General features: G+C 44.1%; 15 protein-coding genes and 1 other annotated feature. Of the genes, 10 read left to right on the top strand and 5 right to left on the bottom strand.

Going from position 1 to position 15,389, the window contains the following annotated elements; all coding sequences use genetic code 11:
• The first annotated feature begins 32 nt into the window (after nucleotides 1-32).
• On the top strand, nucleotides 33-515 hold the full coding sequence (locus tag ATG66_RS17475) for a putative 4-hydroxy-4-methyl-2-oxoglutarate aldolase (protein ID WP_098416504.1): 483 nt from the start codon (nucleotides 33-35) through the stop codon (nucleotides 513-515).
• Here ATG66_RS17475 and ATG66_RS17470 read toward each other — a convergent pair.
• The gene (locus ATG66_RS17470) at nucleotides 512-982 is read right to left on the bottom strand and encodes a ribonuclease regulator (RefSeq protein WP_098416503.1); all 471 of its coding nucleotides are present in this window, start codon (nucleotides 980-982) and stop codon (nucleotides 512-514) included. The two genes, ATG66_RS17475 and ATG66_RS17470, sit on opposite strands and share 4 nt — an antisense overlap.
• A gap of 428 nt (nucleotides 983-1,410) precedes the next feature.
• Between ATG66_RS17470 and thrL the strand changes: the two genes are divergently transcribed.
• The 4 genes from thrL (at nucleotide 1,411) to thrC (ending at nucleotide 6,309) form a co-directional block, all read left to right on the top strand.
• Nucleotides 1,411-1,488 (top strand): thr operon leader peptide, encoded by a 78-nt coding sequence (gene thrL / locus ATG66_RS20715; protein WP_074192076.1) that lies wholly within the window; start codon nucleotides 1,411-1,413, stop codon nucleotides 1,486-1,488.
• Nucleotides 1,424-1,543: a sequence feature (Thr leader region), on the top strand. Its footprint overlaps the gene before it by 65 nt.
• Nucleotides 1,544-1,595: 52 nt before the next feature.
• Nucleotides 1,596-4,055, top strand: a complete 2,460-nt coding sequence (thrA, locus tag ATG66_RS17465; protein ID WP_098416502.1) for a bifunctional aspartate kinase/homoserine dehydrogenase I — start codon at nucleotides 1,596-1,598, stop codon at nucleotides 4,053-4,055.
• A 20-nt stretch (nucleotides 4,056-4,075) separates the two neighbouring features.
• Nucleotides 4,076-5,032 carry a homoserine kinase gene (thrB, locus tag ATG66_RS17460; RefSeq protein WP_098416501.1) on the top strand — a complete coding sequence of 319 codons (957 nt, stop codon included), beginning with the start codon at nucleotides 4,076-4,078 and terminating at the stop codon, nucleotides 5,030-5,032.
• A complete protein-coding gene (gene thrC / locus ATG66_RS17455; RefSeq protein ID WP_098416500.1) occupies nucleotides 5,029-6,309 on the top strand; it encodes a threonine synthase in 1,281 nt (426 codons plus the stop codon). Before thrB ends, thrC begins: the two co-directional genes overlap by 4 nt.
• 118 nt (nucleotides 6,310-6,427) lie before the next feature.
• On the opposite strand, the gene grcA is transcribed toward thrC, so the two are convergent.
• Nucleotides 6,428-6,805 (bottom strand): autonomous glycyl radical cofactor GrcA, encoded by a 378-nt coding sequence (grcA, locus tag ATG66_RS17450; protein ID WP_098416499.1) that lies wholly within the window; start codon nucleotides 6,803-6,805, stop codon nucleotides 6,428-6,430.
• A 336-nt stretch (nucleotides 6,806-7,141) separates the two neighbouring features.
• Here grcA and nfo point away from each other — a divergent pair, with 336 nt between their 5' ends.
• From nfo to ATG66_RS17430, 3 genes are all read left to right on the top strand, one after another.
• Nucleotides 7,142-8,020 carry a deoxyribonuclease IV gene (gene nfo / locus ATG66_RS17445; protein WP_098416498.1) on the top strand — a complete coding sequence of 293 codons (879 nt, stop codon included), beginning with the start codon at nucleotides 7,142-7,144 and terminating at the stop codon, nucleotides 8,018-8,020.
• A 286-nt stretch (nucleotides 8,021-8,306) separates the two neighbouring features.
• A complete protein-coding gene (gene ung / locus ATG66_RS17435) occupies nucleotides 8,307-8,987 on the top strand; it encodes a uracil-DNA glycosylase (RefSeq protein WP_098416496.1) in 681 nt (226 codons plus the stop codon).
• Nucleotides 8,988-9,099: 112 nt separating this feature from the next.
• Nucleotides 9,100-9,651: a hemerythrin domain-containing protein gene (locus ATG66_RS17430; RefSeq protein ID WP_179885720.1), complete on the top strand. Its 552-nt coding sequence runs from the start codon at nucleotides 9,100-9,102 to the stop codon at nucleotides 9,649-9,651.
• Nucleotides 9,652-9,762: 111 nt separating this feature from the next.
• On the opposite strand, the gene ATG66_RS17425 is transcribed toward ATG66_RS17430, so the two are convergent.
• Nucleotides 9,763-9,948 carry a DUF3545 family protein gene (locus ATG66_RS17425; RefSeq protein ID WP_098416494.1) on the bottom strand — a complete coding sequence of 62 codons (186 nt, stop codon included), beginning with the start codon at nucleotides 9,946-9,948 and terminating at the stop codon, nucleotides 9,763-9,765.
• Between the two features lie 714 nt (nucleotides 9,949-10,662).
• Between ATG66_RS17425 and ATG66_RS17420 the strand changes: the two genes are divergently transcribed.
• Both ATG66_RS17420 and yaaA read left to right on the top strand, forming a co-directional pair.
• Nucleotides 10,663-12,096, top strand: a complete 1,434-nt coding sequence (locus tag ATG66_RS17420) for an alanine/glycine:cation symporter family protein (protein ID WP_098416493.1) — start codon at nucleotides 10,663-10,665, stop codon at nucleotides 12,094-12,096.
• 111 nt (nucleotides 12,097-12,207) lie between these two features.
• Complete coding sequence (gene yaaA, locus ATG66_RS17415) at nucleotides 12,208-12,984, top strand: peroxide stress protein YaaA (protein ID WP_098416492.1); 777 nt, start codon at nucleotides 12,208-12,210, stop codon at nucleotides 12,982-12,984.
• Between the two features lie 88 nt (nucleotides 12,985-13,072).
• Here the strand turns inward: yaaA and srmB are convergent, their stop codons facing one another.
• Complete coding sequence (gene srmB, locus ATG66_RS17410; protein ID WP_098416491.1) at nucleotides 13,073-14,296, bottom strand: ATP-dependent RNA helicase SrmB; 1,224 nt, start codon at nucleotides 14,294-14,296, stop codon at nucleotides 13,073-13,075.
• Between the two features lie 108 nt (nucleotides 14,297-14,404).
• Nucleotides 14,405-15,124, bottom strand: a complete 720-nt coding sequence (locus ATG66_RS17405; RefSeq protein ID WP_098416490.1) for a tRNA1(Val) (adenine(37)-N6)-methyltransferase — start codon at nucleotides 15,122-15,124, stop codon at nucleotides 14,405-14,407.
• Nucleotides 15,125-15,389 lie beyond the last annotated feature (265 nt).

Here is a 15,389-nt window from a genome sequence, read left to right as displayed (position 1 = left end):
GCTGCTTAGGGGAGAATATTCACGGAGGAAATATGAGAGACATAACACCCGATATTTGTGACCAATTTGAAAACCAAGTGACCTTGCTAAGCTTGCCTTTACAGAATTTTGGTCAACGCGCTGCTTTTTATGGTGAGATTGTCACAGTACGTTGCTATCACGATAACTCAAAAGTACGTGAAGTGCTAAGCGAGGACGGCACTGGTAAAGTTTTAATTGTCGATGGACATGGGTCGTGTCAGAAAGCGCTGCTTGGTGACCAACTGGCTATACTGGGTATTGAGAATGGTTGGGAAGGCATTATTGTTTATGGTGCGGTGCGTGATGTGGTGCAAATGTGCCAAATGGACATTGGTATTCAGGCTCTTGGAACTTGTCCATTTAAAACAGAGAAACGTGGTATGGGAGATGTGAATGTGACCCTGACCATGCAGAACCAAATCGTACAGCCTAAGCATTACGTTTATGCTGACTGGAATGGGGTGTTAATTTCGAAACAAAAGTTGGATTTTTAAAAACGGAAACCTAAACCGACTTCAATACCTTGTTGCCAATCTTGATAATCTAAGGTCGCGTGAATATCTAACTTATCGGTAATTTTTACGCGACTCGATACCTCAGCGGCGAGGCTACTGTCTTCTTGACGAATCCCTTCAGACGTCGCACCTTTGTAAGAACGTACGCTACTTTTCAAACTGATACGATCATTGAAATGATAATTTATTCCACTGAGGAAACCACTTTGATTTTGTGTTGGGGCGTTGTTGATTCGTGCGCCGACATAGACATCAACAGAATCGAAAAGCTCATATGCATATCCCGTATCTATATTCCACACATCAAAGTTGTCTAACTGATGGTTATCACTGGATATAAACAGTTTATGAGGGGAAAAGCTTACTTTTCCGGGAAGAGGAGGGAGCTCGTTTGCGAGGCAAGCACCAGACACAGCAAATAGCAGCAGAGGAAGTCTTCTTTTCATGTTCACTACTCCTTGTGTCAACTTCCCTTGTGTCAACTTCCACATCAATACGCGTTAAAAACCTTCACAATTAAAGCATAGGATATGAAAGCTAGTTTGCTTATTTTATAAATAATTCGATCTTATGCACATTGATCAAAATTAAGCTGCCGATAAGTTTCATAACAATTTCTAATCGTATGATCGTACGATTTATGGCAAAGATCAGATTAGTCATGATTTAAAATTTATTGAGTTGATAAGTGACATAGAAAAAGGGGAGATAGATTTATTTAAAGGCAACTGTCTGTAATTACATCTAAATATCAAGGACATTGAACAGTAGAAATCTCTTTAAGACTGAAAATAAACAATTATTTGTTGACTATGGTTCGGAAACTCGGTAAACGTAGACTTAAGCAAACACAATTATTGTTGAATATTTATTTATGCCATCTAACAGCCTAGTAGTAATGACCACGACCATTATTATTACCGACACGACACATGTTGGGGCAGGCTGCTGAGCGAAAGAAATTCACGAAAAAGGCCTGTATCCAACAAGATACAGGCCTTTTTTTATGCTTTTTTATAAAGAATTTAGACCAATTTAAAAGATATACCGGAGGAAGGGATGCGAGTATTGAAGTTTGGCGGTTCATCACTAGCTGATGCAGATCGCTTTTTAAGAGCGGCAGACATCATTGCCAATAACGCTCAACAAGAAGAAGTAGCTGTTGTGCTTTCTGCACCAGGAAAAACCACGAACAAATTGGTAGCCGTCATAGAAAGTGCGTTACGTAACGGTGAAGCAGAGCTACAAATTAAGGAATTAGATGAGTCGCTTAACACGCTTTTCACGCAAATCAAAGCAGTGTTGCCGAATATCGATGGCGCTGGTTTTGATAACCAAGTAAAAACCTCGCTTTCTCAGCTTCGTCAGTACGTCCATGGAATTAACCTTCTTGGAATGTGCCCAAACAATGTGAATGCTCGTATCATTAGTAAAGGCGAGCGTGTTTCTATCCAGTTGATGAAAGCGGTGCTAGAAGCAAAAGGTCAACAAGCGAACTTAATCGATCCAGTTGAATATCTATATGCGCAAGGTGATCATCTTGAAGCGATGGTTGATGTGGATATTTCAACACAAAACTTCCGTCAAACCCCTCTTCCTCAAGGGCATGTCAATATTATGCCTGGCTTCACTGCGGGTAACGAAAAGGGGGAGTTAGTTACACTTGGCCGTAATGGATCTGACTATTCAGCTGCGGTATTGGCGGCGTGTCTACGTGCTGATTGCTGTGAAATTTGGACGGACGTTGATGGCGTTTATAACTGCGACCCTCGCTTAGTCGAAGATGCGCGTCTGCTCAAATCATTGAGCTACCAAGAGGCGATGGAGCTTTCTTACTTCGGCGCATCCGTGCTGCATCCGAAAACCATCGCACCCATTGCTCAATTCCACATCCCATGCCTGATCAAAAACAGTTTTAATCCACAAGGCGCAGGTACGTTGATTGGCCAAGACACTGGCGAAGATAATCTCGCAATCAAAGGCATTACAACGTTGGGTGACCTAACGATGGTCAATGTTTCTGGCCCTGGCATGAAAGGCATGGTTGGTATGGCAAGTCGCGTATTCGGTGCGATGTCTTCAGCCGGTGTCTCTATTGTGCTTATCACGCAGTCTTCTTCTGAATACAGCATCAGTTTTTGTATTGAAGCTGAAGACAAACCAAAAGCACAACAGGTGCTGGCTGATGCGTTTGAGCTGGAATTAAAAGACGGTTTGTTAGAGCCAGTAGAGTTTATTGATAATGTGTCAATCATCACGCTTGTTGGGGATGGCATGCGTACTTCTCGCGGTGTAGCTTCACGTTTCTTCTCTTCTCTAGCGGAGGTAAACGTCAACATCGTTGCAATCGCTCAAGGATCATCTGAACGTGCTATCTCTGCGGTTATTCCCGAAGATAAGATCTCTGAGGCGATCAAAGCGTGTCACGAGAACTTATTTAATTCAAAGCACTTCTTAGACGTGTTCGTGGTTGGTATCGGCGGTGTTGGTGGTGAGCTGGTGGATCAGATTGAACGCCAACAAGCGAAACTAGCAGAGAAAGGCATCGTGATTCGCGTCTGTGGTTTGGCAAACAGCAAGGGGCTGTTGCTCGATAGTGAAGGCTTACCGCTAGAGCACTGGCGTGATCGTATGTCGGTTGCGACAGAAGAATTCAGCTTAGCACGTTTGATTTCATTGGTTCAGCGTAACCATATCATTAACCCAGTGCTAGTTGACTGTACGTCAAGCGAAGACATTGCCAACCAATACGCCGACTTCCTAGCAGCAGGCTTCCACGTAGTTACACCAAATAAAAAAGCCAACACAGCTAGCATGGCGTACTACCATCAGTTACGCGATGTTGCGCGCAGCTCTCGCCGTAAACTAATGTACGAAACGACAGTGGGCGCTGGACTACCAGTGATCGAAAACCTACAAAACCTGATCTCGGCAGGGGATGAGCTTGAGCGATTTACCGGTATTTTGTCGGGCTCTTTATCTTATATCTTTGGTAAGCTGGACGAAGGTATGAGCTTAAGTGAAGCAACAAATATCGCCAAGCAAAATGGTTTTACTGAACCGGATCCACGTGATGACCTCTCTGGTATGGATGTGGCGCGGAAACTGTTGATTCTGGCTCGTGAGTCGGGTATGTCTCTAGAGCTAGAAGACGTAGTGGTAGATCAAGCGTTACCACCAGGCTTTGATGATTCAGGCAGTGTTGATGAGTTTATGGCACGTCTCCCAGAGGCGGATGCTTACTTTAAAGAGCTATCAGAAAAAGCGGCAGAAGAAGGCAAAGTGTTGCGATATGTTGGTGAAATTATCGATGGTAAATGCAAAGTGAGCATGGCAGCAATGGATGAAAATGACCCTATGTTTAAAATCAAAGATGGTGAAAACGCATTGGCGTTCTACAGCCGCTACTATCAGCCAATTCCTTTGGTACTGCGTGGCTACGGTGCCGGTACCGAGGTAACGGCAGCAGGTGTATTTTCTGATGTAATGCGTACTTTAGGTTGGAAGCTAGGGGTATAACAATAATGAGTTCAAGTGATATGGATGTAGTGGTTTATGCTCCAGCATCAATCGGTAATGTCAGCGTTGGTTTTGATGTGCTGGGGGCGGCAATATCCCCAGTTGATGGCACTTTGTTGGGCGACCGAGTGCAAGTTAAAGCAGGGACAGAGCCGTTCAGTCTCAAAACGGCAGGCAGTTTTGTTGCTAAGCTGCCAACAGAGCCAAAAGAAAACATCGTTTATGACTGCTGGGTGGTGTTTGCTCGCGAGCTAGATAAAAAAAGCGTAGAACTAAAACCACTTGAAATGACACTAGAAAAGAACATGCCAATCGGCTCGGGTTTAGGCTCGAGTGCATGTTCCATCGTCGCGGCTCTGGATGCATTAAACCGCTTCCATGGTCAACCGCTTAACGAGACAGAGTTACTGGCGTTGATGGGAGAAATGGAAGGCAAGATCTCTGGTGGCATTCACTACGACAACGTCGCGCCGTGTTACCTTGGCGGTGTGCAATTGATGCTGGAAGAGTTGGGTATCATCAGCCAAGAAGTACCTTGTTTTGATGATTGGTACTGGGTCATGGCGTATCCGGGCATCAAAGTATCAACAGCAGAAGCGCGTGAGATCCTACCATCTCAGTACCGCCGACAAGATATCATTGCTCATGGTCGTCACCTTGCGGGCTTTATTCATGCGTGTCATTCAGGTCAGCCAGAGTTGGCTGCAAAAATGATCAAAGACGTGATCGCCGAACCGTATCGTGAGAAACTGCTTCCAGGCTTTGCGGATGCCCGTCAATACGCAGCGTCTGCGGGAGCATTAGCAACTGGTATTTCTGGCAGTGGCCCGACACTGTTCAGTATTTGCAAAGAGAAAGAAGTCGCTGAGCGAGTTGCTCGCTGGTTAGAACAGAACTACGTACAAAACGAAGAAGGATTCGTCCACGTTTGTCGTTTAGATAAGCAGGGTTCGAAAATAACAGGAAGTGAGCTATGAAGCTTTACAATATAAAAGAAAATGATGAACAAGTTTCCTTTGGCCAAGCCGTTCGCCAAGGGCTAGGTCGTAACCAAGGTCTATTTTTCCCATCGGAATTACCAAAATTTGAAGACGTTGATGCACTACTGGCAGAAGACTTTGTCTCTCGTAGCACTAAGATTTTATCAGCGTTTATCGGTGATGAGCTGGCAGAAGAGCAAGTTAACGCACTGGTTGACGCTGCATTCCAATTTCCGGCGCCAATCAACCAAGTGAAAGACGGCGTTTACGCATTGGAGCTTTTCCATGGTCCAACGCTAGCCTTTAAAGACTTTGGTGGCCGCTTTATGGCGCAATCTCTTGCCGCGGTATCGGACGGCGGTAAGATCACCATTCTTACTGCCACTTCTGGCGATACTGGCGCAGCCGTTGCGCACGCTTTCTACGGTATGGAAGACATCAACGTTGTGATCCTTTACCCGAAAGGCAAGATCAGCCCACTGCAAGAAAAACTGTTCTGTACGCTAGGTAAAAACATTCACACCGTCGCGATAAATGGTGACTTCGACGCGTGTCAGGCTCTTGTGAAACAAGCCTTTGGTGATGCGGCACTGCGTGAAGAGATCGGTCTGAATTCAGCGAACTCAATCAACATTAGCCGTTTGATGGCGCAAATCTGTTACTACTTTGAAGCGGCAGCGCAAATGAGTAAGCAAGAGCGTGAAAACTTAGTCGTGTCGGTACCAAGCGGTAACTTCGGTAACCTAACCGCAGGTCTACTGGCAAAAGCGCTGGGTCTGCCTATCAAGCGCTTTATCGCTGCAACCAACGCCAATGATACCGTGCCACGTTACCTAGAAACAGGTAAGTGGGAGCCAAAACCAACAGTGGCAACCACATCGAACGCAATGGACGTGAGTCAGCCGAACAACTGGCCGCGTATCGAAGAGCTCTGCCGCGTAAAAGAATGGGGCCTAGAGACACTCGGTAAAGGCGCGGTTTCTGATGAGCAAAGCGCACAATCAGTAAAAGACCTGTACGCACTGGGCTACTTATGCGAGCCGCACGGTGCGATTGCTTACCGCGTTCTTGAAGAGCAATTGCAAGAAGGTGAAACCGGTCTATTCCTATGTACCGCGCACCCTGCGAAGTTCAAAGAAGTCGTTGATGAGATTCTGCAAACAGACATTGATCTTCCAGCTCCGCTAGCGAAACACGCGGCAATGGAACTGCTATCTGAAGATCTGGATGCTGACTTTGATGCACTCAAAGCTGTATTGCGCCGAGTTCAATAAGCGAATGCAACAGGAATAAGAGAAAGGTGGAGTTTGCTTCCACCTTCTGGTTTTCCAAATAATAAAAAAACGGCGCTCTTTGAGCGCCGTTTTTAAAATTGGCTGGAGTGTATCTTTATTATAGAGATTCAGTAAATGTACGAGCGATAACGTCACGTTGCTGCTCTGGCGTGAGTGAGTTGAAACGTACCGCGTACCCAGAAACACGAATTGTTAGCTGCGGGTATTTCTCTGGGTGAGCCACGGCATCTTCTAGCGTTTCACGTTTAAGAACGTTTACGTTCAAGTGCTGACCGCCTTCAATCTTCGGCGCTGTTTCGATAGCCACTTCACGGCTTTCGTATTCACCTAGGTCGCTGATTGCGATAACTTGGTCTGCTTCGTAGCCTGCCGTTGCTGCAACACAACGCGCTTCGTTCTTTTCACTATCTAGTAACCAGATAGAGTTTAGTAGGTCGTCGTTTGCTGCTTTTGTAATTTGGATACCTTGGATCATCACTATCTCCTAGACCACGTACGTGGTGATTATTGGTGTTAATTTTCGAGTTTTCGTTGAGCTGAGTATTATATAGCTAATATCCACTATTTTAATATTGATTTAAGTCAAAAAACAACCAAAAACATTGTTTTTATTAAGGTTGTTTTGTTATTCTAAATCAATGAAACCTTTGAAAACACAATGGTTATCATTTGTTGGACAATGTAAAGAATTTTCAAACTTATTTTTTTGTTGTAAGTTTACTACAAAAGTGAGTTTAAAAATTGACCTTGCTAACGTAACGAGCTGTATATGGGTAGTTATCCTGAAAGTCTAAAGTGATTAAAAACAAATATGAAAAACAAATTAGGAAACAAATTTATTGGTGCACATGTTTCTGCGGCCGGTGGTGTTGATCAAGCGCCGTTAAGAGCTCGTGAGATCGGTGCGAATGCTTTTGCTTTATTTACCAAAAACCAGCGTCAATGGGTTGCAAAGCCGCTGGAAGAAAAAACCATCAATGCATTTAAAGCCAACTGCAAAATGTTGGGGTTTGGTGCGGAGCACATTCTGCCGCACGATTCTTATTTGATTAATTTAGGCGCTCCGGAAGAAGAGAAGTTGAATAAATCACGTGCTGCATTTATTGATGAGATGGAGCGATGCAACCAGCTAGGGTTAACTTTGCTTAACTTTCATCCGGGGAGCCACTTAAAGAAAGTCTCTGAGCAAGCGTGTTTGGCTACGATTGCTGAGTCGATCAACCTTGCGCATAAAGTGGTGCCGGACGTGATCGCGGTGATTGAGAACACCGCTGGTCAAGGCACGAATTTAGGTTGGAAATTTGAGCACCTTGCAGAAATCATCGACCAAGTCGAAGACAAAGAACGTGTTGGCGTATGTATCGATACCTGCCATACGTTTACTGCGGGTTATGACCTGCGTACAAAAGAAGATTGCGAACGTACTTTTGCTGAGTTTGAGCGTATTGTCGGTATGCACTATTTAAGAGCAATGCATCTAAATGATTCAAAAGTTGAGTTTGCCAGCAAAGTGGATCGCCACCACTCATTAGGTAAAGGAGAGATCGGATGGGATTGTTTTGAGTACATCGCGAAAGACCCTCGCTTTGATGGTATCCCTCTGATTTTAGAAACAATTGACCCTGATATTTGGCAGCAAGAGATTAATGCGTTACGCCAGTTTCACCTAGAGGTTACCAACAGCGACTAACGCCATAACAAAGTTGGCATCTTTCTTCCTTAGTTATTGGGTATATCTGATTTAAAAAGAAGGATGCCATGATGTCTCGACCACACTCTTTTGCTTCTTACGCATATAGCCGACGTGCACTGCGCTTACCAATGCCAAACCGTCATATTGCGGGTCAAGGGCATTTCCGAACACCACAGAAGCAATAGTTTCTCATCACTGCTCCCTAGTCGACGGTAAGTTATGTTTTTGTTTGTTCCGGTTTTGCTCGTTAGAATAGAGGAAAATATAAGGGGAGAAACTTTCCATGAATCAGTCACTGACTTGGCACGATGTGATCGGCGAAGAAAAAAAACAAAGCGACTTTGTCAAAACCTTGAATTTTGTTGAGGCAGAGCGAGCGGCTGGCAAAGTCATTTATCCGCCAGCGAAAGATGTATTCAACGCCTTTCATTTTACCGAGTTTAACCACGTTAAAGTCGTGATATTGGGGCAAGACCCATACCATGGCCCTAATCAGGCTCACGGTCTGTGCTTTTCTGTACTTCCTGGGGTAAAAACACCACCGTCTTTGATGAATATGTATAAAGAGCTAGTTCAAGATATCGAAGGGTTTCAGATCCCTCAGCACGGTTTTCTGCAAAGTTGGGCAGAGCAGGGCGTATTGCTGCTTAATACGGTGTTGACGGTCGAGCAAGGCAAAGCGCACTCTCATTCAAAAAGTGGTTGGGAAGCGTTCACTGATCGAGTTATTGAAGCTGTTAATCAACATCAACAAGGCGTGGTGTTTTTGTTGTGGGGAGCACATGCACAGAAAAAAGGTCAGTTTATCGACCGCAATAAGCATCATGTTTTAACTGCGCCGCACCCATCTCCTTTGTCTGCTCACCGAGGTTTCTTTGGTTGTAAGCATTTCTCCCAAGCAAACCAGCTACTTGCCTCACAAGGAAAAGAGGTGATCAATTGGCATTTGCCATTGAGCGTATAAAAAGCAGAGGCAACGGTCAGGAGCATTGTGACCGTTGTTTTTTTGAGCACGCTCGAAGCTGATGAAGTATTTCTCATATACACTTATTAAAGAGGTATTAAGGAGAGATACTATGATGATCGAAAGAATTCGACGAGAACATGGCTATATGGTTCGTCTGTTGGCTATATTGCGCCATAAACTCAATGCAATAAAACAAGAACGTCCAATTAACTACGCGTTAGTGGGCGAGATTGTTGATTACCTTTCTAACCATTCAGAAAAAGTCCACCATCCAAAAGAAGATATTCTCTATCACCACTTTATTGAACACTATGGTAAACAAAAAAACATGGAAAACTTGGAAAAGGAGCACCAAGAGTTAGCCAGTAAAACCAAAGAGTTTGCTTCAGTCATAGAGATGATTTTGCAAGATGCGGTGGTACCACAAGATATATTTATCGCTCATCTTGAAGATTTTATCGATTCTCAAAAACGCCATTTGGAGCTAGAGGAGAGAAAAATCTTGCCTTTGATCGAAGAGCTGTTTACCACAGAAGATTGGCAGCACGTAGAAAGCTTATGGAGTGTGAGTGAAGATGACCCCGTGTTTGGTGACACGATAGCAGATCAGTATCAACAACTGGCTGAACGTGTCCGTCAAAGTGATACGGAGTTTGTATAAAGTTAATACGATCCCGATCGTGTATCGGTCAACTCGATTTGTAGATGCTTTGTAGAAATCTAGGCGTTCTGTACAAAACCAAAGGCACCATAACGGTGCCTTTGGTTTGAATTAGAGTTTAATGTCTTCTAAGTTGTAATCGTTACAAAGATCAAGTTCTCGCAACTCCTTGAGTAAATTGCGTCTGTCGTTCATCTCTTCTATTTCACGCCATTTTCGCTTTACTGGTTTGGCACGAGACTTGGTTGTTGAGGTAGTATTCAGATTAAAAATATCATCTAGTTGAAAGCCTTCCATAAGTCACCTTACCTTGCTTTAGTTAAACTGCTGTACCAGTCCTTGTGAAGTTTAAGTAACACAATAACCATGAGAATAACCATGATATATTTCGCATTTGTGTCGGTAGCATGACATTTTCGTGCAAAAATATTCTCAAAATCACACTTATTCTTGCAACACAATGGATAAAAAATGCACAAACGCTCGCAAGAAAACGATTAAATAAACAGGTTTCAATGTTAATTCTAATCGTAGCAGCAGAGCATGGAATGAAGGTAAAAGTTGCATAAAGTAACGTTGATGAAATAGTGTTCAATTAGACATGGGTTACCACTGTAAATTTATGTAACACCTTGTGAGTACTAGCCTAACCCTGTTTTTTAGAGGTTTCATTTTTTTGATGGGAGATTAATTGTTCATGTTGTCAATTGGTAATTGCAATGTTGCATTCTATGGGTGTTAAGTCTTCTAATTATGTTATCTTTTGGTGACTTTATAGTGAAAAATAGTCGTATTACTTTACTGGTTGTATATTGATTTTTGCGTCTTGAGGTAGCATTATCCGCCCGTCAAAAAATACGCAGGTACGTAAAATGGATGCATGAAGCGACGTTTACGATTCTGGATTGCCTATAAACATTACTTAAAAAGCTAAGCACACTTTGACACTTAGCAGGCAATTTGGTGGATGGCTTGGACGCATAGACCGGCGCAACTCACTTTGAGGTACACATGACAGACTTAATCAATTTGATAAACGATCTCTTATGGGGATCGATTTTGGTTTATCTTCTTGTAGGTGTAGGTATTTACTTCACCGTTCGATTAGGATTCATCCAATTCCGTCATTTCGGCCACATGTTCTCTGTTCTTAAGAACAGTCGTAAAGCAGACAAAGCTGGTATTTCTTCTTTCCAAGCGCTTTGTACTAGTCTTGCTGCACGTGTCGGTACCGGTAACATGGCGGGCGTTGCCGTCGCATTGACAGCTGGTGGCCCTGGCGCAATCTTCTGGATGTGGCTAATCGCAATGCTGGGTATGGCAACGTCATTTGCAGAGAGCACTCTGGCGCAGCTATACAAAACCAAAGATGATGATGGCAACTACCGCGGTGGTCCGGCTTACTACATGGAAAAAGGCTTGGGGATGCGTTGGATGGGCGTATTGTTCTCAATTTTCCTCATCATTGCTTTTGGTTTGGTATTTAATGCCGTACAAGCAAACTCTATTGCTAATGCTATGAGCGCCGCATTTGGTTGGAGCGATTTTTATGTTGGTATTGCGGTTGTAGCATTATCATCTATCGTCATTTTTGGTGGTATTAAGCGTATTGCTAAAGTCGCGGAGTTGATCGTGCCGGTAATGGCTCTGCTATACCTTGCACTGGCACTGTTTGTGATGTTCTCAAACTTAGAGAAATTGCCAGATGTACTTATGCTTATCATCAAGAGCGCGTTTGGTCTGCAAGAAGCTGCAGCGGGTGGTCTAGGCTATGCCATCGCACAAGCGATGATCAACGGTGTCAAACGAGGCTTGTTTTCGAACGAAGCGGGTATGGGTTCTGCGCCTAACGCAGCAGCATCAGCGACGCCTTATCCACCGCACCCGGCATCTCAAGGTTACGTTCAGATGCTAGGCGTATTTATGGATACGATTGTTATCTGTTCTTCGACCGTGGCGATTATCCTAATGTCTGGTGAATATGTAGGCCAAGCAACAGAAGTCACAGGTATTGAGTTAACTCAACGTGCATTGAGTTCACAAGTCGGTGATTGGGGCGGTATCTTTGTTGCTATAGCGATTTTCTTTTTCGCATTTACTTCAATTATCGCGAACTACTCATACGCAGAGACGAACCTCATCTTCCTAGAGCATAACCACAAAGCAGGCCTTAGCATCTTCCGAGTGATTGTCTTGGGGATGGTAATGTTTGGTGCAATGGCTTCGTTGCCAGTGGTATGGTCTCTCGCTGATGTTTCGATGGGCTTAATGGCGATAGTTAACTTGGTGGCGATCATTTTGTTATCTGGCATCGTTATCAAACTTGCCAAAGATTACAACCGTCAGCTTGACGAAGGCAAGGTACCGACCTTTGATGCAAATGACTTCCCAGAGTTAAAATCTCAATTGGAAGAAGGCATCTGGTATAGCGATAAAAAAGACTGATTGTCGCTTTATTCATCGTAGAAAGCGATGAGCACGATTAGAAAAGCCATGCAGACAATGCATGGCTTTTTTTGTACTCTAGTAAAAAACAAAATGAGGGAAGTTAAAGTCATGCTTATCGTAGTGTCTCCAGCAAAGACTCTTGATTATGAGTCACCATTAGCGACAGAAAAATGCACCCAACCCGAATTAATTGAATACTCTAAAGAGCTTATCGATGTTTGCCGTAAACTCACGCCTGCGGATGTCGCCTCTCTAATGAAGGTGAGTGACAAGATTGCCGATTTAAACGTTGGTCGATTCCAAGAATGGAGCGAGACGTTTACCACAGAAAATTCGCGTCAGGCCATTCTTGCGTTTAAAGGTGATGTTTACACGGGGTTGGATGCGGGCACATTATCGCAAGCCGATTTTGACTACGCTCAAGATCATTTGCGTATGTTGTCAGGGCTCTATGGTTTGCTCAAGCCTCTCGATTTGATGCAGCCATACCGTCTTGAGATGGGCACTAAGCTTGCAAACGATAAGGGCACTAACCTATATCAGTTTTGGGGTAATGTTATTACAGAGAAGTTGAATCAGGCGATTGCGGCGCAAGGAGATAATGTACTTATCAACCTAGCGTCTAATGAGTATTTCAAAGCGGTCAAACCAAAGAGCTTGGATGCTCAAGTGATTACGCCGGTGTTCAAAGATTGCAAAAATGGTCAATACAAAGTGATCAGCTTTTATGCGAAGAAAGCACGCGGCATGATGGCACGTTACATCATCGAAAACCGTATCGAGAGCGTAGCGGATCTCACTCAGTTTGATACGGCAGGTTATTATTTTGCCGAAGAAGAGTCGACGCCAACAGAATTGGTATTTAAACGCGAAGAGCAAAACTGATCGAATAAGAACTCGGAGCGAGAGTCTTAATTGACGCTCACAAAAAAGGGTTGCTACTGGCAACCCTTTTTACTGTTAAACGATACGATTACTTCTTTTTAGCCACGCTTTTTTTTGCGGGCTTTTTCTTATCTTCTTTTTTCTTTTTCTTCTTAAACACAGGCTTTTTGTGCTTAGGACGCATTTCTTTGATGAAACGCTCTTTGATCTCTTCTTTTACATAACGAGCGACGCGATCCATCATTGGTTGGTCGTGCGCTTCAATGAGTGAGACGGCGTTCCCTTTCTTACCTGCACGAGCGGTACGGCCAATTCGGTGAAGGTAGACGTCTGCTGTGCGGGGCATATCATAGTTGATCACGTGAGACACATCTGGCAGGTCGATACCGCGAGCCGCAACATCGGTTGCCAGTAGCACGTTTACGGTGCCATCTCGAAAGCGGGCAATTGCGTTGTTACGACGATCTTGAGGCATTTCACCTTGAATCCACGAACAAGGAATTTGCGCGCTTTCAAGTTGTGCGCGTAGCTCAGCAAGACGCTCTCGAGTTTTCAAAAATACGATGGTCCGTTCTGCTTGTTGTGTGATGATGTGCTTTAAGAGCTCAAGTTTATGTTCGGCATCATCTGCGCGGTGATACCACTGAGCAATTTTCTTTCGCTCACGCAGAGGCGATTTCGCATCAATCTCAGCGGGGTCGTTTAATAGATCCGCTGCGAAGCCTTCTACACCTTTACCTTCCAAGGTGGCAGAGAACAGCAGGGTTTGCTTACGCCAGCGACATTCTGTCGACAATCTGTCAACCGTTGGAGCAAACCCCATATCCAGCATGCGATCGGCTTCGTCTAGAATTAACCATTCAATGGCACGGCAATCAAAACGTTCTGCGTCGATGTATTCTTTTAAACGCCCAGGGGTGGCGACAACGATATCTTGTGTTGTCGCCAGAATGTCCGCGTGCTCTTGGTATTGAACGCCACCCGTAATCGTAAAGATGTTCAGTTTGGTATTTTTTGCCAAGGCGCGAGCTTGATCGGCAATCTGCATTGCCAACTCACGTGTCGGCGTGAGAATCAAAATACGCGCAGGTCCCGGCTTACGGCGAGGGAAATCTTGCAAGTACTGCAGAGCAGGCAGAACAAATGCCGCCGTTTTACCTGTTCCCGTTGGCGCTGACGCTAAAATGTCTCGTCCATCCAAGGCTTGTGGGATGGCTTCCGCCTGAACTTTCGTTGGGCGCTCGAAGCCCATCTCTTCAATGGCATCAAGTAGGTTTGGGTCTAGATCGAGTTCAGCAAAGGTTCTGATCACAATGAGTTCTCCACAAGCACGGAGCTTGGTTAATGGTTCGCCACAACAGCATAGAATACGAAAGGTCGCACATTATAAAGTGATTGGTGATAAGGATCACATATTATTTCACATCTTAAGGTAAAACTCATGAGTTAACTGGATAAAATCGTCGCTGTAACCACCTTGGGAGTGAATGATTAAGTGCGATTGCCGAGTATCGCAAGGCTGTTTGGCTAATTCAAATAGCAAACGATGCACTGGTTTTTTTTCTGATGGTTGTACTTGGCAACACCGTGATAAATACCAGCTTTGACTTAGTGCTAATTCAATAAACTGTTCGCCTTCGGAAGTCGGTAACACAAAACTCGCTTTTCCATCATCTTCCAGCAGTTGATGGCAACGTTGCAGTAACGCATTGTGGCGTAAGGTTAAGGTGTGTCTTGCGGTTGCACGCTGACGTTGTTTGGATTGCTCTCCACTATTGAAGTAAGGCGGATTGCAAATGATCCGCTGGAATAAGTGGGATGGGGTATAGCTCAGTACATCAGTGTGAAGTAGCCATAAACGCTCTGGCCAAGGAGATTGAGCGAAGTTTTGACGTGCGGCGTCAATGGCGGTCAGCTCAATGTCTACCGCTGTGATTTGGGCATCAGAAAAACGTTGAGCGCACATTAAGGCCAGCAAGCCGGTACCAGTACCAATGTCGAGAATAGTGCCATCATGAGCGCTTTGAACCCAAGCGCCAAGCATGATGCCATCAGTACTAACTGGCATGCCACTTTCCCCGTCCTCGATGCAAAATTGCTTAAACTTGAAGCCTTTAGTAATAAATTTTTCGTTCTTCATGATTGTTTCAAACTTGTTCACTAATAGAGTCGATTGCTCTATTGTTTCTTAATTGTGTGGATTGTTGTCTTGTTTGTTATCAAACTGTATTGTTGATTGATCGAGACAAAGAACTGGCCTGTTATTTAAATCCAGTTTGATTCACTGCTTTTGAGTTTAAAAACTAAATTAATATGGTGTTTTTTCCTTAAAGGTTGCCAAATGTTGACTCTTTCGTCATTATGCGGCGAAAATTTTATAGATTGAACCACGTATACTTATTGAC

The organism is Vibrio sp. ES.051 (assembly GCF_002563795.1).
In the GTDB taxonomy this organism is placed as follows: domain Bacteria; phylum Pseudomonadota; class Gammaproteobacteria; order Enterobacterales; family Vibrionaceae; genus Vibrio.
This window is presented reverse-complemented; position numbering and strand designations above follow the sequence as displayed.